The 25,698-nt window shown below is 46.5% G+C and carries 17 protein-coding genes; 3 read left to right on the top strand and 14 right to left on the bottom strand.

The window, feature by feature from the left end; translation table 11 throughout:
- Positions 1 to 9: 9 nt before the first annotated feature.
- The 8 genes from G3352_RS20780 to G3352_RS20815 form a co-directional block, all read right to left on the bottom strand.
- Positions 10 to 2,481: an EAL domain-containing protein gene (locus tag G3352_RS20780; RefSeq protein WP_163759390.1), complete on the bottom strand. Its 2,472-nt coding sequence runs from the start codon at positions 2,479 to 2,481 to the stop codon at positions 10 to 12.
- Between the two features lie 300 nt (positions 2,482 to 2,781).
- Positions 2,782 to 4,443, bottom strand: coding sequence for an ABC transporter substrate-binding protein (locus G3352_RS20785; protein WP_163759635.1), 1,662 nt, complete (start codon positions 4,441 to 4,443; stop codon positions 2,782 to 2,784).
- Positions 4,444 to 4,582: 139 nt separating this feature from the next.
- Positions 4,583 to 6,331: a sensor histidine kinase gene (locus tag G3352_RS20790; protein WP_345940787.1), complete on the bottom strand. Its 1,749-nt coding sequence runs from the start codon at positions 6,329 to 6,331 to the stop codon at positions 4,583 to 4,585.
- A 12-nt stretch (positions 6,332 to 6,343) separates the two neighbouring features.
- Positions 6,344 to 7,021 (bottom strand): helix-turn-helix transcriptional regulator, encoded by a 678-nt coding sequence (locus G3352_RS20795; RefSeq protein ID WP_163759392.1) that lies wholly within the window; start codon positions 7,019 to 7,021, stop codon positions 6,344 to 6,346.
- A complete protein-coding gene (locus G3352_RS20800) occupies positions 6,987 to 7,961 on the bottom strand; it encodes a response regulator (RefSeq protein ID WP_205524974.1) in 975 nt (324 codons plus the stop codon). Before G3352_RS20800 ends, G3352_RS20795 begins: the two co-directional genes overlap by 35 nt.
- A 234-nt stretch (positions 7,962 to 8,195) precedes the next feature.
- Positions 8,196 to 9,200 carry a LacI family DNA-binding transcriptional regulator gene (locus tag G3352_RS20805; protein ID WP_099854816.1) on the bottom strand — a complete coding sequence of 335 codons (1,005 nt, stop codon included), beginning with the start codon at positions 9,198 to 9,200 and terminating at the stop codon, positions 8,196 to 8,198.
- A 129-nt stretch (positions 9,201 to 9,329) separates the two neighbouring features.
- Positions 9,330 to 10,334, bottom strand: a complete 1,005-nt coding sequence (locus G3352_RS20810) for a globin-coupled sensor protein (RefSeq protein ID WP_163759396.1) — start codon at positions 10,332 to 10,334, stop codon at positions 9,330 to 9,332.
- A gap of 246 nt (positions 10,335 to 10,580) precedes the next feature.
- Complete coding sequence (locus G3352_RS20815; RefSeq protein ID WP_163759398.1) at positions 10,581 to 12,476, bottom strand: PrkA family serine protein kinase; 1,896 nt, start codon at positions 12,474 to 12,476, stop codon at positions 10,581 to 10,583.
- A gap of 361 nt (positions 12,477 to 12,837) precedes the next feature.
- Here G3352_RS20815 and G3352_RS20820 point away from each other — a divergent pair, with 361 nt between their 5' ends.
- Entirely contained in the window at positions 12,838 to 13,683 is an 846-nt protein-coding gene (locus tag G3352_RS20820) for a DUF2161 domain-containing phosphodiesterase (protein ID WP_163759400.1), read from the top strand.
- Positions 13,684 to 13,782: 99 nt separating this feature from the next.
- On the opposite strand, the gene G3352_RS20825 is transcribed toward G3352_RS20820, so the two are convergent.
- The 3 genes from G3352_RS20825 to G3352_RS20835 form a co-directional block, all read right to left on the bottom strand.
- A complete protein-coding gene (locus tag G3352_RS20825; RefSeq protein ID WP_163759402.1) occupies positions 13,783 to 14,409 on the bottom strand; it encodes an FMN-dependent NADH-azoreductase in 627 nt (208 codons plus the stop codon).
- Between the two features lie 239 nt (positions 14,410 to 14,648).
- Positions 14,649 to 15,872, bottom strand: a complete 1,224-nt coding sequence (locus tag G3352_RS20830; protein WP_113051660.1) for an aminotransferase-like domain-containing protein — start codon at positions 15,870 to 15,872, stop codon at positions 14,649 to 14,651.
- A gap of 141 nt (positions 15,873 to 16,013) precedes the next feature.
- Positions 16,014 to 16,670: a response regulator transcription factor gene (locus G3352_RS20835; protein WP_163759404.1), complete on the bottom strand. Its 657-nt coding sequence runs from the start codon at positions 16,668 to 16,670 to the stop codon at positions 16,014 to 16,016.
- 441 nt (positions 16,671 to 17,111) lie between these two features.
- On the opposite strand from G3352_RS20835, the gene G3352_RS20840 reads away from it, so the two are divergent.
- Positions 17,112 to 17,522: a hypothetical protein gene (locus tag G3352_RS20840; RefSeq protein ID WP_063564256.1), complete on the top strand. Its 411-nt coding sequence runs from the start codon at positions 17,112 to 17,114 to the stop codon at positions 17,520 to 17,522.
- The gene (locus tag G3352_RS20845; protein ID WP_163759406.1) at positions 17,519 to 18,583 is read left to right on the top strand and encodes a phosphodiester glycosidase family protein; all 1,065 of its coding nucleotides are present in this window, start codon (positions 17,519 to 17,521) and stop codon (positions 18,581 to 18,583) included. The genes G3352_RS20840 and G3352_RS20845 overlap by 4 nt, the downstream gene beginning before the upstream one ends.
- A 346-nt stretch (positions 18,584 to 18,929) precedes the next feature.
- Here the strand turns inward: G3352_RS20845 and G3352_RS20850 are convergent, their stop codons facing one another.
- The 3 genes from G3352_RS20850 to G3352_RS20860 form a co-directional block, all read right to left on the bottom strand.
- Positions 18,930 to 19,946, bottom strand: a complete 1,017-nt coding sequence (locus G3352_RS20850; RefSeq protein ID WP_163759408.1) for a substrate-binding domain-containing protein — start codon at positions 19,944 to 19,946, stop codon at positions 18,930 to 18,932.
- A 99-nt stretch (positions 19,947 to 20,045) separates the two neighbouring features.
- Positions 20,046 to 23,417, bottom strand: coding sequence for a GH36-type glycosyl hydrolase domain-containing protein (locus G3352_RS20855; RefSeq protein WP_163759410.1), 3,372 nt, complete (start codon positions 23,415 to 23,417; stop codon positions 20,046 to 20,048).
- A 47-nt stretch (positions 23,418 to 23,464) separates the two neighbouring features.
- The gene (locus tag G3352_RS20860; RefSeq protein ID WP_163759412.1) at positions 23,465 to 25,630 is read right to left on the bottom strand and encodes a glycoside hydrolase family 3 N-terminal domain-containing protein; all 2,166 of its coding nucleotides are present in this window, start codon (positions 25,628 to 25,630) and stop codon (positions 23,465 to 23,467) included.
- Positions 25,631 to 25,698: the final 68 nt, after the last annotated feature.

Consider the following 25,698-nt stretch of genomic DNA (forward strand, 5'->3'; position numbering starts at 1 on the left):
TAAGTGAACTTAGAGAATCGTTGGAGCTCCATGCAGCCGCAGCGGCACAAAAAAGTCATGCTCCACTTCGCTTGCCGGCAATGGACGGCTGAAATAATATCCCTGAATTTCGCGGCAATCATTTTGCATCAGAATATCCAGCTGTCCTTTCGTCTCGATCCCTTCCGCGATCACTTCCATCTTCAGATTCTGAGCCATCGATATGATCGTGGCTACAATCGCCTGATCACTTCGGCTCTCCGTAATATCCGTCACGAAGGAACGGTCAATCTTCAGTTTATGAATTGGAAAATGCTTCAAATAACTCAGCGAGCTATATCCTGTTCCGAAATCATCCAGGCTGATTTTGACTCCAAGCGCTGTAAGTTCATTCAGAATACCTGTGGATACGGATGCATCCATCATCATACTCTCTGTAATTTCCAATTCAAGATAACGGGCATCAAGGCCAGTCTCCGTGAGTGCATTTTTGACCTGCTCCACCAGGTTGGATTGATGAAACTGCTGACTAGACAAGTTAACAGATACCGGAATGAGCGGCCCGCCACTCGTATGCCAAAGTTTCATCTGTCTGCACGCTTCGCGCAGTGTCCAGTTCCCGATCTCATAGATCAAGCCTGTCTCTTCTGCCAGTGGAATGAACACATTCGGAGACAGAATACCCTTGTCTGGATGATTCCAGCGAATCAAAGCCTCTACGCCAATCATACGGCTGTCTTCTGTACGTATCTGAGGTTGATAATACAGGACCAGCTCGTCCCGTTCCAGTGCTTTGCGCAAATACCCTTCCAGTTCAATTCGTTCATATAGCTCCGAATCCAGCTGGGCCGTGTAAAATTGAAAACCGTTCTTGCCGTTTTTCTTGACCTCATACATGGCAGAGTCTGCATGCTTCAACAACGCATCCGCTCCTTTTCCATGATACGGATACATTGCGATTCCAATGCTGGCTGTAACATAAAAGTCGTTTTCCTTTAACCGATAAGGAAGCTGAATCGCTCGAACAATCCGTTCTGCCAGTTCAGCCACCCGTTCCTCATTCCCCTGCTCATTCGTAACAACCAGTGTGAATTCATCGCCCCCCATACGAGCAAGCATGACATTATCCGTCGCGTTCGGGTCTGAATCCTGGATTGCACTCATAATTCTGCCGCTCACTTCCCGAAGAAACACATCTCCAATGGAATGTCCCAGAGAGTCATTAATCATTTTGAAACGATCGATATCCATCACCATAACCGCAAATGAACTTCCTGTTGCCCCAGAAGTCGTGATCGTGCTCTCCAGCACATCATCCAGCTTGCGACGATTGGGAAGTCCGGTCAGCGGATCATGCAGAGCCTGATGGCGGATGCTTTCCTGAGCCTGTTTCTCCTCAGTGATATCTTTGATCAGAATGTGGCTTCCCTGGTGTTTACCATCAATCAGTACAGGCACTACAGCGATACTTAGATCAATCAGGTTTCCATGAACGTTTTTCATATTTCCCATGAAATGCTGCTGCTCACGGCTATCATCATCCCACACCACATGCTGCATCTCACTTGTCCAATGAATGTCAACATGCTTTGAAATCTCATCAATAGAATGATGTATGATCTCTCTTTCCTGGTATCCTGTAATACGTGTGACTGCAGCATTAATCCCCTTGATAGCCCCTTGTTTATCCACCGAAATAATGGCATCTGAATGGTTTTCGTACAGGGCTTGATACCACTGTTCATTTTCATGAATCCGTCGATCCTTCTGAGATAGACGCTGATTAATAAAGATACCGAACAAGGTCAACCCCAAGGCAATAAAAGTACCCGCAGCGATCAGATATGCGAGAAGCGAAGGTTCAATCTGCATCCCTGAACCAGCCATTGCATCATGTATATGATGAAACTGTGCAGCTGACATCCCTGTATAATGCATGCCCGAGATGCCCAGCCCCATAATGAGTCCGCTACCCATCTTGTACACCCATGTATAACGTGACTGATGCTGCCGGAAGAAAAACATGAGCCACAAGGCAGCAAATGAAGCTAAAGCTGCAATAAGAATGGATAATAACACTATGCCTGGTTCATATGTGATGGTAACCGACATGGCAGCCATTCCAACATAATGCATGCTGCTAATGCCTGCGGTCATGAGCACTCCTGCGATCAGGAGCTTGCTTATTTCACCTGACTGCTGACCTGCAATATTTAAAGCTACACCAGATGCAATAATTGCAAGCAGAACGGATAGAAAGACCTCACCTGTGGAATACGACACATGCATAGGAAGAACAAAAGCTAGCATGCCCACAAAATGCATGGACCAGATTCCCAAACCCATTGAGACTGCGCCGCAGGTAAGCCAGATATTTCGGGACATGCCTTTAGCCAGACTTACCCGGCCCGCAAGGTCAAGCGCTGCATAAGAAGCCAACGCTGCAATAATGTAAGATAAAATAACCAGTTCTAAGTTGTACGTTCCATGTAGGTGATCCACTCACTTTGTCCTTTCAACCGGGAAATGCCTTGTATGTATGCAAAATGTAAAAAAAAGCGAGTGCGCTGTCTGGATGACAGGCACTCCCTCCACATCATTTGTCTGGAGACCACCGACTTGTTTATAAAGCCAAAGTCATACATCTCTAACCCGTTAATATTGATGTATATAGTCTAAACGTCCCAGACGTGAAAATCAACACTTTTTTCCAGATAAAACGAATGTTTAAATCCCCCAAATTCCCATTCACCACGCGCCTTGCAGGCGTTTATCCCTCCGTGCCATCCTTTCCTCGCCACCTTATTCACCTTGGACCAGTTTTGCCTTCTTGCGAACTTCTTCGGTCATCGTCTGTTCATAGTCCTTCACATCAAGCTTGTTGAATTCCTTCACATATGCATCCCAGACTTTGTTAAAGTCAGACGGACTGGAGAAGACTAGTTTGGGTACATATTTCTTTTGCAGATCTGTACGTTTCTGTCCATAGATATGGGCTGGGGAACCTTGATCAAAAGCAATGCTCCAAGCTGGGTACCATGGACGTTCATCTGGCGCAGCGAACAATTGGGAGAACGTCTCCACGCCATACTTCTCCAGAATGAGCTTATCTCCATCCGTATAGGAGAATTGGGCAACTTCGGGTTGTCGTTCTACACCGACAGAATTACCGTCAGGCAGAGTCGATCCATTACCGTAACGCGGCCAGCTGTACTCAAAATATTTGAATCCGAACGATTCACGGAACTCATCTGAATCTGTTTTCTGGATCATTTCCGCAGAGCGCGTAAACCGCCCCTTTTCATCCACTTCGTAGGTCTCTCCTTCGATCCCCCAGTTGGACAGAATTTGATTCTCATCCGTTAATAGGTTATCGAAGAATTGGATGATACGGACCGGATCTTCTGCGCTTACGGTAATGCCAATCCCCCGGTTATTAACAAAGCTCGGCGGATCAGTATACTGATCCTTAGTGTTTGCGTCGAACACAATCGGCAGTGCCATATAACGCAAATCGTCATTACCGGCTTCCTTCAGATTGTTCATTTCCTGCCCTACCTGCCAGGCATAATCAAAGAATCCAAGCACTTTCCCACTGGTCACTTTCGCAAGATACTGGTCATAGTTATCGACAAAGGAGGACTTATCAAACAGCCCTAATGAATTCATTTCATTCAGCTTCTGCATCCAGCGTTTGGTCTCTTCGGTAAGCCCATAGTCCTTGGCTTCCTGTGTCTGCATATCCACCATAATGGCTCCATCATTCGGATAACCTGCAAGATGCATGGCTGGGTTAGTGATCGTAAAAAATTTATCATCATACGTCAATGACAGGAATCCAGTCAATCCTTCATCTTTGTGTTTGACAGCGTATTGTTTAATTAGATCCATGTATTCATCCAGTGTGGTGATCTTAGGATATCCAGCCTCCTTCAATACACGCCGCTGTATCCAGAAGGCACCTTGATCCACATTCGGATTAGGCAGATAGTCTCCAACCACTGCGCTCATGGGCAGAAAATAAATGTTGCCATCTTCCTCTTTCATCAGGTTGTAGTACGACTCATACACCCGTTTAATGTTTGGTCCATACTGATCAATCAGATCGTTGAGAGGAATAAATGCACCCGCATCCACGATTTTGTCAATAGCCCCATCCGGGACCATCACATCGGGGTACTTGTTACTTGCAATCATTGTTCCGATTTTGGTATTAATATCACCAACCAAGTATTCAATTTTGAAATTAACCCCAGTTTGTTCCTCCAGCTTTTTGCCAATTTTAGTTTCGTTTGTATTGATGTCCTTGCCGGAACCCGCTTTAAAATAGGTGAATGTCACCTTCTCTGTGCTTTCTTTACCGTCTCGCACTACTCCGGCTTCCGGTTCAATCTCGCTTCTTCCCCAGGAACAAGCCGTCATCATGGTTAAAGCTAATATTGCCGGCAGCCAGCGCTTCAGCATATGGTTAACCAATATGAACGCCCCCTCTTTCTCCCCCCACTGATGTAAGCACTCTCATTATAAGGTTGATGACAAACTTTGTTTACCCGATAAACTATATATTATTGCCTTAGAATCTTTAATACTTTAACGTATTTGGTTAATCTTCGAGGGGTAAACCAATTTCGACACGTGTGCCAGTCCTAGGAGCGCTATCGATCTGAATATGGAACCGACTATCGTAGATCAGCTTCAGACGATAGATGACATTCTGTACACCTACGCGATCACCCATTGAATCTTCCGTTTCCACGTAAGAAAGTAACTGTTTTCTTTTGTCCTCTGTCATACCTGCCCCGGAATCCTCCACCACACAGATTAGTTCTGTACCTGTTCGCCGAATACAAAGCCGAATCTCCCCACCTTCCTTCAGTGGTTCGATCCCATGAATGCTGGCATTTTCAACAAAAGGCAACAATGTCATCTTGGGAATGGAACAATCCGCAGCCTCTGGGTCCAGATCAATCATATAATTCAACTTGTGACCGAAACGATATTTCTGGATTTCAAGAAAGCAGGTCACATATTCCAATTCTTCCTGTATGCTAACTTTATCCCGATTCCAGGTTAGGGCATTCCGAAAAATTTTAGCCATATGATAAATAATTCGTGCCGTCTCATCCTCATCTTTCATGAGGCTGCGCATGCGGATGGTCTCCAGCGCGTTGAATAAAAAGTGTGGATTAATCTGGCTCTGCAATGCGTTTAATTGGGCATGCCGCCGCTGTAACTCCAAATTTTTATGTTGAATGTCTGCCACGTAGACGTCGTTAATTAGACGATGGATCGTCATCGTCATGCGATTGAATTCGGCTGTTAGCTGCCCAATCTCGTCCGACGATTCCGGCTGTCTGATCGGTTCAAATCGCTGATGCTTCACTTTTTCCATGTGTTTCAATATTCGTGCCAGCCTCACGTGGATTGTGCGTGTCATCCAGATAATGATCCAGGTCGGCAGAATCAGATTGATACAGGCCAGCACAACGACGAGGTGACTGGGTTTGCCCAGTTCCTTGTAAATCTCGGATTCATCGAACACTCCGTTGATTTTCCATCCCTCCATTTCACCGGACAATGGGAAGGCCATTTCGAACTCTTTCTTACTTTGATGATCCATAACATCGCCATAATTCACGAGTTGACTAGTCCATGGGATACCAGAATCCGTAGAGTAGTCAATTTGTCCAGCCGGATTAATCAGATACAGGTTGCCCTGTACGTTAAGGTTGGTGAAAATCTGGCGAATCGTCGACGGCTTCAGATCCAATCGTACGAACTTTTCCTTCCATCCAGGAAGAGCTTGATAATAATTGAGTTTGCGTAAAATGCTGAACGTCTGCCGATTCCCTTCAGGACCGGATCTCATCAGAATGGGTGCGGAGTGTTCACTGTTTGCCAGCAGCCTGTATGGCTCGGACTGTCGAACCTCTTCAGTCAGAAACTCAACTCCCCCGGAAGGCAGTACACTTTCGTTATCCACATATATCGTCAAGCCTTGGAGGGAGCGGTAACCGGAGTAATAGGTATTCAGGATTTTGCGAAGATAGGAATCGTAGGCTTCGATATACTGAACCGGATGTGTGTAATTTACATCCAGCATGTCATTTAATATACTGTCCGTATAAAAGCTTGAGGAAAAATCGGCCGCATTGCGAATCTCACCCATAAATTGACTTCGAATCTGTTCCATTCCTTTGGAGAGGTCTGCCATTCGCTGGGATTTTACGTTCGCTATGGTCACCTGATAGAAAATAACATTAGTCAGGATAACAGGTACGAGTACAAAGAAAAGATACAAAATCAGCATTTTATCCCGTAGGCGGATATTATTAAAAAAGTTGAGCTTCACGATGTCATCTCCCTACCCTTCATCCAGGATGCGATTTCGATATTCCGTAGGGGAACATGATTCCTTTTTCTCAAATTGAGTCGCGAAATAGTCACTGCTTCCGAACCCAACCCTCTCGGCAATTTCATATACTCGCATATCCGTCTGACGCAGCAGCTTCTTGGCTTCCTCCATCCGAAGCTGAAGCAGGAAGTCGTTGAAATACACACCATACACCTTGCGGAAGCGTTGACCCAAATAGACCGGGTTCATGTAAAATTCGGAGGCAATACTTCTCAAACTAATATTGCTGCTGTAGTTGGCCTCAATATATTGTTTGATTTTCGTCATGGCTCCCCTGTGATTGTATTGACGCTGTTCCGCCAGTTTACGTGCTGAATCCAGCATAAAAACCGTCAACAACTGTCTGGCTTCAGCCAACGTTCCCCGATCTGCTTGCCATGCCAAAATTGGCTTGAACGAAGGTATCTCTTTCACATTCGCTTCAGCCGATTTTAGAATCGATAGAACCGCTGAGATCAATTGGTGAACTGCTGACGTCACGGCAACAGGAGCGTAATTGACCGTTCTCATACCGTTGAACCATTCACCCACTGCATTCTCCAACGCCTCAACCCGTTGTTCCTCCATAAGTGTCAGGAGTTCCTGCTCCTTTTCATGAATCGGTATGCACCCACTGTACAGGTTCATGCTGCATGTCATCATACAGGACGATCCCGCTCTTCTCTGAAATAAATTTATAGGAAATAGCCTTCAGTGCGGTCTGATAGGCATGTCCAATGAGTAAAGGTTCATAACAAACCTTCCCGATATATATGCTTACAGAGTCATGACCCATTTCGGCGAAGCAGGATTGCATTTGCCTAGCAACCTCATGAAGATTCTTTAAATAGGGGCGTAGATGTTCCGCAGTTAACAGAACTCCGATACGTTCGCCATGCTCTTTTACATGAAGATACGAGCGATTTGCATACATCTTTCCAAGAACAGACTGCACAATCCGGCCAAAATTCTCTCCGTTCCTGGCTCCCGGCTCCTCTTCTTGAGCATTATCCGAAACTCGGAAATGTGGCGTATTATTCTCAAACAGCAGATATGCCAGTGGGTCGCCAGCACGCGTACCCGTCAGTTCAGTCCATTGTTCAAGCGTTCCCGATTCCGATTCGCCATAGATAAACTGATCAAGTAATCTGACGTATTCCTGCTCACGTCTGTTTTGTTCAGCATGTTTGTGACGATTCAACTCCTCCGCCAGCTTGCGTAAAGTCCCTTCCAGTTCAATTTCATCAATTGGCTTCAAAATATAATCCTGTACCCCGTACCTTACGGCCTGCTGGGCATAAGCAAAATCATTATATCCACTCACGATGATAAAATAGGGCTGTTTGCGCATGGTTAGAACCTGCTCATCTCTCTCAACCGTACGCCGAATCAATTCCAGTCCATCCGTCTCCGGCATACGTATATCCGTAATGACAACGTCCGGCTGCAGCTCTTCAATCCGGGTACAAGCCTCATCCCCATCATTCGCCTCTCCAGCCACCTCGAACCCGCATGCTTCCCAGCGGATCAGTTTTCGAAGTCCTTTGCGAGCATATACTTCATCATCAACCAGCAGTACCCGATGCATGACCATCACCCTTCCCATTGAATGACAATTGCGGTTTCCCTATATCCATCAGTAAAAGTAAGCGATTACATGAAATTTTGTATTATTCTGCCTTTTATTGTTAGGGTCTGTGTGGCAAAAAGTCAACAGCTTTTCCTGCCAGCTTTGCTCAGCAACTTCTGCTCCCCGTATTTCTTAAAATGAAATGACATACCAAAAAAGCACAGCCCATAGGCTGTGCTGGCTTGAAGACCTTTACGCTTGCGCAGGTGCAGTCGTTTGACGTATCACCAGATTGGATGGCTCCGTAATGACTGGTGGAGTATAGGCAGGATTTTCAATCATGGCGATCAGATATTCAATCGATTTGATCCCAATGGAATGAATATTTTGATTAATCGTGGTCAACCCCGGTTTGAACACTTCCGCATAGTATGTGTTATCAAATCCGACAACAGATACATCCTCCGGCACCCGTAAACCATGCTTCTCAATTTCGTGGATCGCACCAAAAGCAGACATATCTGAAGCACAGACAATCCCTGTAGGCTGGTCCTTCAATGCAAGCAATCGGCGAGCTGCCTTACTGCCGCCATCGAAAGAATAGTCACAGACCTCCAGGTACACCGTTGAATATGGAATGCCGCAGACACGTAAGCCTTCCCGATACCCATCCAGTCGAAGATTCGCTACAGCAGGCCCAAGTGTACCTGAAATATAAGCAATTTTCTGGTGACCCAGTTCATGCAAATGCTTCACACTCATGGCAATGGCATTTGCATTATCCGTAGTTATGTATCCTGCCCGCTTGCCAAACAAGTCGGTATCAATGAACATCGTCGGAATCTCCGCAGTAACCAATTCCTGAAGACTCTTGTTGTCTCTTCCTTCCCCGAATACAACGACGCCATCCACATTTCGGCTGCGGCAATGTTTAATAAACGAGTATGCTGGATCATCAAAACGTGTAGATAGTCGAACAAGATCGTATCCACTGTTTTCCAGCGCTGTTTTGATTCCTTCAAGCAGCTCCGATACAAACGGATTGGTAAAAGGAACCGTCAACAATACACCTACCGTCCAAGAACGGCGTTTTACAAGTCCACGTGCAACCACATTCGGTTGATATTTCAATAGTTCGATGGCTATATTGACTTTTTTGCGAGTTTTGTCACTTACATCGGGATAATCGTTCAGCACTTTGGAAACGGTTGCAACAGATACGCCCGCCTCTTTGGCCACATCATGGATAGAAGCCACCTGATCACCTCAACCTCTTTCAAATCCCCTGTCTCCGGCTGCATTCACTATAACATCGGCAGGTTTGTCTACCCATTATAGCTTAAAACAGCCAGAAACGGTATCACAGCTTCCAGCCAGTATTACCGCCTATTCCTGATGATCCAATTTCCTGAGATCAAGTGCCAGTTTCTCCATAGTGGTAGCAAAAACCGCAAGCTCTTCTGAACGGGATGCCTGACGCCTTGCTCCCGAAGCAGTGTGCTCCGATTCCTGTTGAACACTGCCAAGCTTCTTCATGATCTGTGCCAAGTTCGACTGAATTTTTCCTTGAGCTTCTCGGGAACTAGCCGCAAGCTTGCGAACCTCACTGGCAACCACCTCAAATCCCCGGCCAAATTCTCCTGCATGTGCAGCTTCAATGGCGGCATTCAAGCCCACGAGATGACTCTGATCCGAGATTTCACGAATGATCTCACCCATTTTGCCAATCTGATGAATTTCCTTAGTGAGCTCTTCCAACAATCCATTTGCCTGATCCTGAGAGGCAGCCGTTTCTCTGGCCACATCAGAGATCGCCTGAGCATTTTCATTCAATTCACTTATCATGCCCGTCAACTGCTGGGTAATCTGCGTGATTGCCAGCAACGTATGCTGCTGATCTTCAGCGAGTTGATTTAATTTTTCCTTTTCCTTCTTCTCGTAAGCCTCCAATACAAGCTGTGAATCGAGATTGAACATTTTACTAAGAGCCTGGATGACCAGATGCCAGTGTTCAGGGATGACTTGCTGGAATATGCTTGTTGCAATATCAAGGTAAACCATATATGTGCCCAGATAATAATCTTCGGATAAACCAATGCGGGAATGGACCAGTCCGATTGCAATGCGCTGTTCAATGTATGCATCATCAACTACACCATCGGTCATGGATAACCAGTATAGCTTTTGTGTTTCCTTCAAACGGTCAATGGACGAGAACCGGGCAATCAGATCGACCAAATTCGGATAATTGCCTACATGATTGTAGAAGTGATCCACCACTTCGTCCACGACTTTCTCAAAAGCAGGTCGATGATCCGCAAGCAATTGCAAATCTCCGGCGGTCAACCCAATATAATCAAGTTGTTGTTGTCTTGCTATAGTAATACTCATAACTAGTTCTGTCAGCTCCTTAATAACCACAAAAAATATTAAATTGTAAATATCTGTTTACCGATTATAGACTAAATGACCTAATTTTACATATACCATTAGAACTAATTTGTCATGGAATTGACCTTCTCTGTCATTTTACTAGTCATAATTGTACAAATACCTATATAAAAAGACCCCTGACCCTGCTGTGAAGGAGCCTCACAGCAGGCGTCAGGAGCCTGATCCGGAATGGTTCGTTGCAGATTAGCGATTCAACAGACTACCCACATAACGGAGTAGTTCATTCGCACTGGCTGCGGTATATCCATGTTCTTCAATCAACCGTTTAATCACTTCATTCATTCGTTTCAGTTGAGTGGCATCTGGTGTCTTGGTTGAAGTTGTGATCTTCACAATATCCTTCAAGTCAGTGAACAGTTTCTTTTCAATCGCTTCACGCAAACGATCATGGCTGCTGTATTCGAATTTCCGTTCCTTGCGGGAATAAGCCGAGATGCGAATCAATATCTCTTCCCTGAAAGCTTTTTTGGCATTTTCGGAAATACCGATCTGCTCCTCAATTGAACGCATCAAGCGCTCATCCGGGTCCATCTCCTCATCCGTAAGTGGATCACGAATTTTGGACCAGTTGCAGAATGCCTCGATATTATCGAGGTAATTTTCGAACAGCGTTCTGGCCGACTCTTCGAACGAGTAGACAAATGCTTTCTGCACTTCCTTCTTCGCCAGCTCATCATACTCTTTCCGAGCCAGGGCAATAAAGTTCAGATAACGCTCGCGTTCCTCTTTTGAAATCGAAGCATGCTGATCCAGACCATCCTTGATCGCCCGGAGAATATCCAACGCGTTAATGCACTGAAGGTTTTGCTTAATCAAAGCACTGGATATCCGGTTGATGACATAACGTGGATCAATGCCCGACATGCCCTCATCCAAATATTCATTTTGCATCTCACGTAGATCGGCTTCTTTGTACCCTTCGACTTCTTCACCGTCATACATCCGCATTTTTTTGACCAGATCCATGCCTTGTTTCTTCGTTTCTTTCAAGCGGGTAAGTATGGAGAAAATGGCTGCGGTCCGCAGGGCATGCGGTGCAATATGGACATGCTTCATATCACTTTGCTGAATGAGCTTGCCGTAAATCTTCTCTTCCTCGGAGACCTTCAGGTTGTAAGGAATTGGCATGACGATCATCCGGGATTGCAAGGCTTCATTCTTTTTGTTGGAGATAAATGATTTGTACTCGGATTCATTCGTATGCGCCACAATCATTTCATCCGCACTGATCAAGGCAAATCGGCCTGCTTTAAAATTACCTTCCTGCGTCAGCGATAACAGGTTCCACAGAAACTTCTCATCACATTTCAGCATCTCCTGAAATTCCATCAATCCACGGTTGGCCTTGTTCAATTCACCGTCAAAACGATAGGCGCGCGGATCAGACTCAGAGCCGAATTCGGTGATGGTTGAGAAGTCGATACTTCCTGTCAGATCGGCAATATCCTGGGATTTGGGATCGGATGGACTGAATGTTCCGATTCCCACCCGGCTATCCTCGGAAATGATGACCCGTTCTACCCGCACCTTACTGATATCACCGCCATATTCCGTCCGAAGACGCATCTGGCAGGATGGGCAGAGATTGCCCTCAATGCGGACACCGATCTCCTTTTCCACTTCGGGACGAAGCTCCAGCGGAATCAGATGCAGAGGCTCCTCATGCATTGGGCATCCTTCAATGGCGTATACAGCACCCTTCTCTGTGCGGGAGAATTGTTCAAGGCCACGTTTCAGCAGCGTTACCAGTGTTGACTTACCTCCGCTGACTGGGCCCATCAGCAGCAGAATACGTTTACGAACATCCAGACGACGTGCTGCCGAGTGGAAATATTCTTCCACCAGCTTTTCAATGGAACGATCCAGCCCAAAAATCTCCTGTTCAAAAAACTTGTACCGTTTGTGCCCCCCAACTTCTTCCACGCCAAACGATTCAATCATCTGGTACACTCGTGCGTGAGCCGTCATTGCCGGAGTCGGGTCCTCTCTCAGCAGTGCAATATAATCTTCAAATGTCCCGTTCCATGATAAACGGTCACTCTCTGCCCGATGTTCCGCAACGCGTTCAAAAATATTCATGCTTGGTACCTCCCATGGCTCCTTTAGTGTGATTGTCAACCATTCCGAATGGTATGAAGAAATCAATAGAATTACGGCTTGTGCTTGAATACCAATCTTGCGGTCCGGATTAGTCCCGCCACCCTCTGTCCAAACATCATGTATTGTTGTGAAAAGTGTATTACATACCTATGCGGCAAATCGGATAAGTTGACCTCTTTTTTTCAATCCGCGGGTCTTAATTTGAGGCTTTCACTGTTCTATCAGACATCTTGTGCACTCAGAAAAAAAAGAACGGATATGATATAATGAAGGTTCTAAATTCAGAAAACGGGACAATAGATGGCCAGAGACGAGCCACTTCAGGGAAGGAGCAGAAACGATGGCAGTAAAGTACGAAACCGAGTTATATTCACCTGTAAAGGCTTTTTTCGAACGACGCGGCTACGACGTGAAGGCTGAAGTCAAACATTGTGACCTGGTTGGGGTCAAATCGGATCAGAATGAACCACTCATTGTGGAGATGAAAAAAACATTTAATCTGTCTCTGCTGCTACAGGGAATGCAGCGCCTGAAGCTCAGCCCCTTCGTGTATCTGGCTGTTGAGCAGAATCGTAGCAAGCGTGGTGCCGTGAACCAGCGTTGGGGCGAATTGACAGCACTATGCAGACAACTTGGGCTGGGGCTTATCACCGTTACGTTCTACAAAACCAAATCACCTCTGATTGATGTGCTGTGCGAACCTGCTGTCCAATCTCTTATGCCTGATAGCGGCACCGTTGTCCGTAAAGGCGGTATCCGGCGGCAGCGACTGCTGAAGGAATTCGACGAGCGCAGTGGTGACTACAACACGGGAGGAAGCACACGCAGGCAGCTGGTCACCGCTTACAGGGAAAAAGCATTACGTGTAGCTTCCGCCCTTCGCGCTCAGGGAGAGGCCTCCCCCGCCTCGATCAGCAAACAGACAAGTGTGGGTTCCGCTGCGGCCATTTTGCAAAAAAACTATTATGGCTGGTTCGAGCGGCTATCCCGTGGACGATATGTGCTGACGGTTAAGGGTGTGCAGGCACTGACCGAGCATGCTCACATGCTTGAGGATAATGATATGATTGAACGGAGTATAAATGAACTAGAAATGGATTTTTCCTTGAATCAACATGAAGACAGTGAGCTGGAACATATTGCGGAAGTAGCGGAGCCCTACCTGATCCATGGAAGGGATGACTGAGGCAACAGGCAGTGTAGCTCCATGCAAAATGAAGATGCAGAAAAGCCCATCATCTCCAACGGAGATAATGGGCTTTTTCGTGTTTCTATATATAAGCTATTAGAAGCTTGCTGCCACTTCGGAAGCCAATTTCAGACCTGCTGCTACAATCTCTTGGGAACGGTCAGGTGAAGCATTGTGGCCTTCAACGATAACCAGTTCAGGGTTTTGAATACCCCAGAAGTTCAGTACATTGGTTACATATTTAACGGACATTTCAGCGGATGCCATTGGCTCAACGGAGTAAACTCCGCCACGCGCGTTTAACAATGCCACTTTTTTGTCGCCTACCAGACCTACAGGGCCTTCAGCAGTGTATTTGAACATTTTGCCAGCTTGGCTCAGGTAGGAAATGTAGTTTACCAGTGGTGCTGGAACAGTGAAGTTCCACAGTGGGAATGCAAATACTACTTTGTCTGCTGCCAAGAATTGATCTTGCAATTGTGCTGCCAGTGCAGCTGCTTTTTGCTCTTGAGCAGTTGCTTCGATACCATTAGCGGCTTTGTAACCACCTGTAATTACAGTGTTGCCGTAGTAAGGAATATCTGTATTGTAGAGATCCAGTTCGGTAACTGTGTCACCTGGGTGGGATTCTTTGTATGCGCTCAAAAATGCATCGTACAATTGTACGCTGACTGCTTGATCTGCAGGACGGTCGTTTGCTTTGACAAATAAAATGTTAGACATGTTCGTTCCCCCGTTAGTTAAAATATATGAGTGCTTCTCCTGAACTTGCAATGAATGCAGCTTATATAAAGAAAACAACAACTCATTAATACATATTATATATAAAAATGTTAGTGGATGCAATAACGTAATTACTTTGGGGGTAACTTATTTGCTTCCAAATCCAATGCCTGGAACTTCTGCTGTCAGAGGTTCCAGGCATGAATTTGACCCTACATTCTTTCTTTTCTATATCCGGATTAGCTCCGGGCTGTAAACTCTGTTATGGACTCACTGATCAGATTCATGCCAAGCAGCAACTCATCCCGGCCGGGATGGCTGAAGTTCAATCGGATGTACCGATGATCCTGTTCACCCGTGGAGCAGAGAGAACCGGGAAGAAAAGATACTCCTTTTAACAACGCTGCCTTGAGCAGAGCTCCGCTGTCCAATCCATCTGGCAACTGTACCCACAGATACATCCCCCCTTCAGGAATACTGTACTGGCTCCCTTTCCATCCCGGACGCTTCAATAATTCGAGCATAAGCTTGAGCCTAGTCTTATACTCCCGGTTCAGCATGGAGAGATGATCACTCCACTTAAAAGGAGAATGGGCGAGCAGTTGATACAATAACCGCTGATTCATGGGACTGGACTGTCCGTCTGCTATCCGTTTCACGGAGGCCATAGCCTGGATCAAGGCCGGATGCCCGGCAGCCCAACCTGTACGCAGGGCAGGTGCTACAGTTTTGCTAAACGAACCAATGTAGAGAACATGTCCACCCTGATCCGCTGTATCCAGCGCAAAGAGGGAAGGATACTTCCGGTAGAAGTCTCCCGGCTCCAATCCATCGAAATGAAGTTCGCCATAGGAATCATCCTCCACGAGCAGCACACCGTAGCGTGAGCACAAATCAAGCACAGCCTCACGCCGTTCCATACTCCACAGCACGCCGGTTGGATTGGAAAAACTGGGTGCAGCAAAAAGCAGCTTCGGTCTCACCTGCTGCATGTGATGCTCCAAAAGGTCAGGCAAAATGCCATCCCCATCGCCTGTGACGGGCACGATTTTGGCACCTTGCATCTCCAAAACCTCGAGACAGCCTGGAGAAGTGGGATGCTCGACCAACACGGAATCTCCAGGCTCAAGCAGCAAACGCATCACAAGATCGATCGCCTGCTGGGTACCTGTGGTTAATAGAATCTGCTCCGGGACTGTCCGTATGCCCTTGCGAGCATTCCAATCGTTGTCCAGCCATTCTCTCAACGGTCTATACCCTGCCGGTTCACCATACTGCAATGCGGAGGGTCCGGAACTAAATACAGACACCGCTGCTTCTTCCAGCAATTTGAATGGAAACAGCTCCTCCGCAGGCAGTTCTTCTGCCAGAGAAATGAAATAATCCCGACCAGACATCTCACGTATGTCCCTCAGCGGTGATGTCAAAAGCCTGTTTGTACGGGAGGCGAAGAAATATTTCATCGGTCCGTTCCCCTTTCATCCCTAATCCGAACTGTGCTCGCAGTCCGTAGCCCCTACAACCTATTCTTGTTGGACACTGAATATGACCAGACCCGACACTTGACGAGCATTCGTACATAGGGATTCATGGAGCGATGCTCGTCAGGATACGGTTTTGGTCTGCCTCGCATATAAAGCGTAACGTTCAATCGCCTGTGCCCTGCTGCTTACATCCAGCTTGACGTATATTTTACGCAGGTAATTATCAATCGAACGTCTGCTAACGTTAATCTCACTGGCTATTTTATCATAGGTTACGCCCTGAACAATTCTTTCCATGATAAAAGTTTCGGTTTCTGTTAATTCAACAATAAGTTCTTCTGAAGGAGATTCGACGGGTTGGGCCCATTCCGAACTGGCTAACCAGGATAATGGGATGGATACACATCCCTCACGCAGCCCGGATATCAGATGAATCAGCTGGCTAGGGGAAGCCTGTTTGGACAGCATGCCACTTGCACCTAGACTGATCAGATGACGAAATAATTTTACATTGTCCTCGTCCGTTAGAATAATGATGTGACTATGAGCCGACAGATTTTTCATTTGGGATATATACTGATCCGCCTGGCCCTCAGGAAGCCGATAATCCATCAAAATCAGATCGGGCTGGTGAATGTTCACCAGTTCAAGACCTTCGGACCCAGTCGAAGTCATCCCCCGCACCAACAGATCCTGCTGTTCTTCCAAAATCAATTTCGTACCCAGCATGCTGGTGGGGTGGATATCTACGATGACCACCTGCCATACTTTTTTCATTGTTGTTCCCCCTGTTATGTATTGTACAGATTCCTTTTCCACCATCAGCCATGATGATGCCTCTATCCTTGCGACAGTCCGTGTATAGAAGAAGTAAAAGTCGGATAATGTCGAAAAATAGAAAAACACTTGATACAGCTGTAAGAACAGCTCTATTTCTACTGTATTTTGCTGTCGTCACAACAGGACTTTTGTCTTCCCAAGTGAAGAAAGATCAAAATATAGTATAAATTTCCTGCATTTCTATCTAAAAAAGTCGAAAAACTTGCCCAAAGTTCCTACTTATTGCATCTATAAGAAATTGTATCCTAGGACTTCCTTCCGATGCAATCTCTTTTTATCCTATTACTCAAAGAATTTCATTTTTGCGTAATCAATAGTGGCGTGATAGAATGAGGACTGGAAAATTTTTTGTACCTATAAATAACCAGGAGTGATGATATGAAACCTTCTGTCCAACCCTCTGACATCCATCACACCCGGAGCGCCAAAGGTAAGGCCGGATCTTCAGTCAAGCTGTTTCTGGTCATGTGGATTGTTCTCATTGCACTTGGAGTACTCGGAACCTACTATTATAGTAACCACCTCCAGCAACAGATGATTAATCAGCTTCAGACCCATAATCAACAGCAGATTGCAGCGCTCAAAGCCGACTACGAAAAGCAGCTAACAACGATATCCAAGGAAGTAGCGGACCTGCAGGGCCAGGTGCAGTCCTTTAATGAATTACTGACTTTCACCAAGGATAATGCAAACGATAAAACCGACAACAGCAACAAATTGTATACTCAGCTGAGCGAAGTCAAAAAACAACTGGAGACACTCCAGAAAAAGATGGACCTGCTCAAATGATTACACCCGTAAAAAAGGTTAATCGTTTATTTATGCTTGCACTTGCTCCTTTTGTTGGATTGATATTATGCATGCTGCTGATTCGTCCTCCGCTTGACCCCGGAGATTTCATTCATTCCGGTCTGGCTGAAGAGAATGTTACACCCCGGACCCAGGCAATTAGCCAGGAGCTTGCAGGGGCAAAAGAAGCTGCTGTTCAGACTTCTTCTTCTATTAAAAGAACTACACAGCTGTACAATCAGACAACGAGTACGATGTCGACGCTTGTACAGAAGGCTACGGTTCAAGCCGCTCGCCCGGAAACGATCTATAATCAACGGATCTCATCCAAGCTGGGCGTTCCGTTTGAACGGATAAACAGTGATCGACTTACGATTGAACTCTACAGGGTCAATCCAGGGCCCTATAAGGGCTATGCGATGAAAATCAAGCTAAAAGATCCCACGGCCATGAAGATGGCTCTGGACAGCGAGCCAGGCCGATCTGAGACAACCATGCAGGCGGTCAAGCGCAGCGGTGCCATTGCCGGAATTAATGCCGGCGGGTTTGCCGACAGTGGCGGTAAACGGTATCCGTTGAGTACAACAGTTATGGATGGCAAGTATGTGAATGGTTTTCAGGCCAGCTTTAAGGATCTGTTTTTTGTAGGTCTTGATGATGCCGGTAAGCTGGTAGGCGGTAAATTTTTCGACAAAAGTTCCCTGGATCGCCTACAACCACAATTTGGTGCCACATTTGTACCCGTGCTCTTGCAGAATGGACAAAAAACGGTCATTCCCGCCAAATGGAAAGTGTCACCCAAGCGGGCACCACGCACCGTGATCGGCAACTATAAGGACGATCAATTGTTGATTATCGTTGTTGACGGGTATAACGAAGGGGGAAGCTCAGGAGCCACCTTGGAAGAACTGCAAGGACGTTTGTACAAGCTTGGCGTTGTGGACGCCTATAATCTGGATGGCGGTGGATCGTCCTCACTCATCGTGAACAACCGGGTTGTGAATAACCCCTCGGACGGGAGCCTCCGACCGGTACCTACTCACTTTTTATTTTACAAATGATGGAGTGAAGCATTCCTTTTCTTCCTATAATGGTTATAATAGAAGTAAAGATTGTGCAGGAGGTGCTATGGTATGTCATTTTCACTGACATTTTGGATTATTGCAATTGTATTGGCTCTCTTCCTTACAGGCATTCTCACTTCATCCTACAACAATGACAAAACCAAGGGCCTTTAAGGGCCAAGCCTCTCCTGGTGAGAGGTTTTTTCATTTTATAATGGGTCAAATAAAGAAGCTAAACAAGAGACAAGGCTTAAAAGAATGCTCCAATTCTTCTAAGCCTTGTCTCTTGCTGTACAGTCGTCGTTTGACACAACATGCATGGAATGAAGAGGGGGCAGCGTCGTCAATAGCTAACCGCCTTTTCACTTTGGGCTTGTGCAAGATATTCTGACTGAACCTTGCTGTTTACCGACCCGCCCTCCACCAGTGTCACGTAGATGCGTTCATGATCGACAGGCTCTCCGGCAATAATCTTGATTAATTGTTCGGCTGCCAGTGCGCCCCATTTTCGTTTGGAATAATCAATTGTGACCAGTCTTGGCTGCACATATTTGCTAAGTTCAATATTATCGAATCCAATAATATCAATCTCCTGACCAATGTTTAACTCGCTATCAGCAAGCCGGTCACACATCCCAATCGCCATCTCGTCATTGAGACAAAACACCCCAACTGGTTGAGTATATTCCTGAATAATACGTTCCGCTGCCCGTTCTCCGCCACTCTTCTCGAAATCTCCGGTGATCTCAATCCATTCCACATTCGCTTCCCGCTCCGATACTTGACTTACAGCCTTCAACCGCTGAGCCGAGTCAAATGAACCTTCCGGACCAGTCACGACATAGATCTTCGTGTGTCCCTGTTCAATCAAATGCTCCATCGCAAGGGTTGCTCCTGCCTTGTTATCCAGCAGTACCTGATTAATATTGGGATGATCCAGTTCCCGGTCAAGAACGACAATCTTGTGTCCTCTGTCTGCATATTGCATTAGTTCCTTGCTCGCAAATGTATGATCCAGAATGACAGCACCATCAATCATTCGCTCCGGAAGCATTCGATGAGATTGTTTCCCGCTGCACACAATCAGGTCGTACCCTTGCGCGTTACATACAGATTTCATACCACTAAGCAAGTCTCCATATACATCCCCGCTAAAATCCGTCAGAAATACACCCAGAATTTTGGATTCTCTCTTCTTCAATGTTCTGGCAGCAGCATTGGGAACATAGTTCAGCTCTTTGGCGATAGCCAAAATTTTGGAACGGGTCTCATCTGTCACTTTGTTGCTACCATTCAGAGCATATGACACGGTAGAGATCGAAACTCCCGCCTGTTTGGCGATATCCTTGATACTGACCACATTCTTCGCTCCCCTGTTATGTTCATCAGGCCCTTCGAAATCGAAGGACCTGACATCTAAAATATTTATACTTGATAAAATGGACTAACGTTTACACGATTAACTGTAAATCTCAATCACGTTATTCTCGCTCAGGCTCTGTTCAAGCTCCTTACGTGAAATACGCAGTCCACCAAGACGATAAGGTTGTTGCAGCCTAGTCGCATCCAGTTCCTTGCCATTCAGCACAATACGTTGTACGCCCTCTCCGCTGAGATGATAGACGAAGGTTACTTTTTTGCCCGCAAATTGGAAATCAAAATGCAAGCCATCCAAGCTGATAGGTAACACAGGGTCCAGAACCAGATCTTCTTCCTCCTGACGAATACCCAGGGCGTTCGAAATGAGCTGATTCATGTAGATTCCCGGTCCACTGGAGTAGATTCTCCAACCGCCCTTCACCTGCACATCTCCGGTGCGAAGCTTATCGAACTGCTCCTGCGCTGCATAACGGTTGTTGAATTTCCCGTCAGAACTGCTGAAGTAGGCATTACTTTGACGCAAATCTGCGTTAGGAACAGCTTCCTGAATACCCACTGGATTGATAATGCCAAGGCCGTTCCAGACTTCATCCGGGTTACCCAGCTTCGCCATGGCTTCAATATAGCGGATGTGAGCATGAACATATTGCAAGCCCACTTCACGTCCAAAGTTGGATGCCTGCTCTGCTCGTTTGAAATGAGTGCTGACGCCGCCATCATATTGTGCTGGACGATTCATCAATCTGACACCATCCGGGCAGTACAGCTTTTCCTTGATCAGTTCATAATGGGATTGCGCTTGCTCAGGCTCCAGCAGCTCGGCAATCATGCTGCGTGTCATCGGCAGCAAACGGTACTGAATACCTGTCTCGCTGTCATCCGGATGCAGCATGCGTTTTGCTTGTGCCGGATCTTCCATATATACAAAGCCTGGAATCACATCGGTATCCAGCATATACTTGCTGAAGTCTCTTTTCACACCCGCTGCCATGTCACTTAACTCGGAAGAAAGCTCCGGTTTCACAGGCGCAAGCGCTCTGGATAGCTGCTTCAACGTTTGATAGGTGAGCGCCACAGTCCAGCTGCTGACCATATATTGCTTCAATTGAGCATTGGCAGGCTGTAATGTATCGTCCCAGTCCCCGTCACCATATGAAGAGAGGAATGTATCATGCAGGAAATGGCTGCGAATATACTCCAGCTCTTTCTGGGCATGCTCCAGCACGCTGGCTGTCTGATCAGTAAAATCAAAACCATGTTTTACGGTATAAGGTACTTCCTCATTCAGAATCGAATAATCCTTGGTAGCAATCAGATAATCACTTAGTACTTTAAGAGGCCAAACAATAATGTCACCATGGCTTTCTTCCTGCTGAACTTTGAAATAACGATCGAACATAAACCATTGCGGCCAGTTGCCGTCATCCTCATACTGATGCGAATATACAGTCTTCAGAATGTCGCGAACCTGCTCATACTTTTGTGTAGCCATAAAGTATTCGACCGGACCCTGGCAGACGTCCCGTGTTCCCCAAGCTGCACCGCCATATTGCTCCAGTCCGTGAGGAACAGAGTAATGCACCAACATATTGTGGGTGTACCACCATGCAAGAGCATTCACTTTGAACAACTCGTCTGCTCCTTGCTTCTGAGGTTGGGACAAATGGAATCCATTCATCACTTCTGCATAGAAGGTACGATAAGCTGACACTTCCTCTTCGAAGGTGCGCGTCGAGGATGCAGTCTGTCCTCCTTCCAACAGACCTTGAATGGTCAATGTCCATTCAGCACTGCTGTCCAGCCGTAAAGTCGACAGTGAGTCGTCGCCTGCGTTTACTCCACTTGCCAGCTCAGTCTCATCGCCAACCTTCACTCCTGCTCCGCTTACCCGCATGCGGTACTCCAGATTAGGATATACTTCGGCACTGAGGGAGCTGCGATCTGCCTTGAAGCTCAGTTCACCATTCTGCTCGGAAACATGAACAGGAAGTTCATATTCATTCACATTCATCGTAATCTGATTGGTGATTAGGTATCGATAAGCTATTCCTTTTTCCGACTTCACATGAAGATGTACTTCAGGAGTATCCAAAGTTGTATAATTTGTGATGATCAGCGTATCCTCAGCTGTTTTGTAATACCAGCGAACATAGTTGGAGCCCATTTCAAACAAGGAAGGCATCGTAAGTAGGTGGAAGATTCCCTCCATCTCAACGTAGATCCGCTGACCGGATGTTTTCGGTATGTTGAGTGCACTACGTGCGTTGCTCATCATTTTATTGAAGTTCGTATTTCCCACAACCACATGGGAATTGAAAATACCATACATATAGGAAGACGTAGTGATTACGTTCTGACCCAGCTTCACATTGTTGCCACTCATCAGAATGTGTCCATGTGGACGTTCCACACGCATTTCCTTTTCCTTCAGCACAATATGCTCATACGTATCTGTAAAGAACGCCAGCAATTCGCCATCCGCGCGCTCTTCCTGATGTCTCTTCGAAGCCGGGAAGCGGGAATTCACTTCTTCTTCAGTCATCGATAAAGTAGGCAAGGGTTCACCCATTACCGGATGGAGAGATACTTTTGGGAATACGTTGGTTACTGCCTGTACCGTGCTTGTATTCTCTTGACGCTTCGCTTCATACTCGTCCCAAGCCTGTTGTACAACATCCTGGTATTCAAGTTCCTTCACCGCTTCAGGATGGTTGGCCTGAAAGAGTCCATAGAACACAAAGCGAGCTTCGCCACTCAACACCACTTTTTCGGACTGCAAGGCTGTGTATGCAAATTCATACTGATACACTTCATTTGCAAGTGCTGGCTTGCTCAGACTTTCAGGGACATTCGTTTCCTTGTAACTCAAGCCAAAGAACTGGAATCCATCTGTGGAGTAACCTGCTGCACGGGTTAATGAACCCTGTTGAAGATAAGGAAAAGCCCCGCCTTGTGGCTGATTCTGCCGTGAAGCTACGATATATCCCAGCTTCGCATCCTCAAATACAGCATGGTCAATGTATTGCGACAAGTAAGCCTCATTGCTGCGTACCGCACCTGAATCCGCATTACCGACATCCTGGCCATAGACCACGTCGACCTCTTCTCCATTACCGTTTACAGTTACATCCCAGAACCATACACCTTGGGTTGTTGGAGCAAATACAACCTGATAGCCTACGCCCTCAGCGGTACCTGTCCATACCATACGACTACCGTCGGTGCTCACCTGGCTGTCGGAGTGAATGCCAAGCATTGGCACAAAACGAATGCCGGAATCACTGTGAAAACGCAAGTACAGATTGTTCATGGAGCCGTCCACTGGACTAGCCATCCACTGATTAATCATCGTTGTTCCACTTACAGCCTTGAACAAATCACCGCTTTCCCAGAACGTAAAGCACAGATCGCCGGATTGTACGCTGATTTGAGATTTATTCATGGTCTTCATATATCTATTCATATCCTCCTTCATTTATCGATATGAGGTGTATCCCATTACACCAACTTGAACGTACTCTCCAATGTATCGCGGCTATTCGGCCCTACGAAAATGTGGAATGTTCCTTTATCACTGCGATGACTCAAATCGGAATGATGATAACGAAGCTGTTCTTCGTTTAATGTAAATGTAACCGTACCACTTTCACCCGGTGCGAGTGACAGCTTAACATACCCTTTCAGCTCACGCATTGGACGCACAACTTCACCAGTGACATCACGTACGTACAACTGAACCGTCTCCACACCAGCACGCTCGCCAGCATTGGTTACACGCACTTGGATCGTCAGAGGTTGATCAGCAGTCATTTCATTGCTCGAAACTTCCAGGTCACCATACTCAAACGAGGTGTATGACAAGCCGTAGCCAAACGGAAGCAGCGGATCATTCGGACTATCAATATATTTGGAAACATAACGCTCTTCCGTTTTTTGCGGATTAAGTGGACGTCCTGTATTAAAATGATTGTAATATACCGGTATCTGACCTACAGATTGCGGGAAGGACATCGTCAGACGCGCAGATGGATTCACCACACCCGTCAATACATCGGCAATGGCCGCTCCACCCTCACTGCCCGGGAACCACGCTTCAAGCACAGCATCGGATTCTTCAAATACACCATGTAAGTCCAGAGGGCGACCGTTGAAAATAACGCTGGCGATTGGTTTACCCGTTGCTTTGAGCTGTTTAACCAATTCCAGTTGAGCTGCCGGCAAACGAATATCCGTACGTGATCCACCTTCACCACTCATTTCGGAATCTTCACCAAGTGCAAGCACGATCAGATCAGCTTTGCTTGCTACTTCAAGCGCTTCAGCAATCTGTTCAGCGGTGATCGTGTGAACGTTGCTGCCTTGAGCCATATGAACTTTTCCTGAAGTAAGACGTTCCTGCAAAGCAGTTCCGAGTTTAACGGCATCCTCTTTGACACCTTCACAGGACCACCATCCGAGAATGTCTTCACTTTGAGCAAAAGGTCCAATTAACGCTACATTGGCTTCTGGCTTCAGCGGAAGAACGTCATTATCATTTTTCAACAATACAGCGGATTTGGTTGCAAGCTCATACGATACCTGACGATGTTCTTTTGAGAAGACAATCTCGCGCTCACGCTCCGGATCAGCTGCACGCAGTGGATTATCGAACAATCCCAGCTTTTCTTTCAGTTGCAGAATACGCAGCACCGCTTCATCAATGAGCGTCTCTTCTACTTCTCCGTTCTTGATCAACTCTGGCAGATGATGGACATAACAAGGTGTCATCATCTCGATGTCAACTCCTGCACGAATGGCGCGGTACGCGGCTTCACGATCATCTTCAGCTGCGCCATGAGCAATCATCTCGCGAATGGAAGCCCAATCGGAGATCAATACACCATCAAAGCCCCACTCGTCACGCAAAATGTCACGCATGAGCTTCTCATTTCCACTCGCTGGAATACCCTCTACGGTATTGAATGAAGCCATAACCATTTCTACGCCTGCATCCAGTGCTGCCTTGTAAGCCGGTAAATAGTACTCACGCAAGTTGCGTTCAGACATGTCGACCGTGTTGTAATCACGACCACCTTCTGCTGCCCCATATGCTGCAAAGTGTTTTACACAAGCCGCCAGACGATCCGGCTCATCCTTCAAATTGTCGCCCTGATATCCACGTACAAATGCCGCAGAGAACAGACTGTTCAAATAAGGATCTTCGCCTGTTGTCTCCATTACACGACCCCAGCGCGGATCACGAACGAGATCGACCATCGGTGCAAAAGTAACATGGAGGCCAGATACGGCGGATTCACGTGCTGCAATCTCAGCACTTTTCTCTGCCAATTCAGTGTCCCATGAACAGCCAATGGCTAGTGGGATGGGGAAAATAGTTTTAAAACCATGCACAACGTCCGCCATGAACAAGAGTGGAATGCCGAGACGGCTTTTTTTCAGGTAAGCTTGCTGTACATCAATAATGGCCTGTGCACCGGACAATCCCAGAATGGAGCCACTGGCATCCACGGACTGCTCCGTGATTCCCATCTCTTCCATTGGACCTGTGATCTGACCTTCAACACTGGTTCCTTCATAAAAGTTAGCGGTCAGCTGAAGCAGCTGGGCCGTTTTTTCTTCCAAGGTCATTTGTTTTACAAGGTCTAGCAACTGCTCGTTATTCATAGACATTTTCCTCCACTACATGTTGTTGAAATAAAGAACCCGGCTGCGTTCGGGGAGAGACCGCGCAC

Source organism: Paenibacillus sp. ALJ109b, from assembly GCF_010747435.1.
Lineage (GTDB): Bacteria > Bacillota > Bacilli > Paenibacillales > Paenibacillaceae > Paenibacillus > Paenibacillus taichungensis.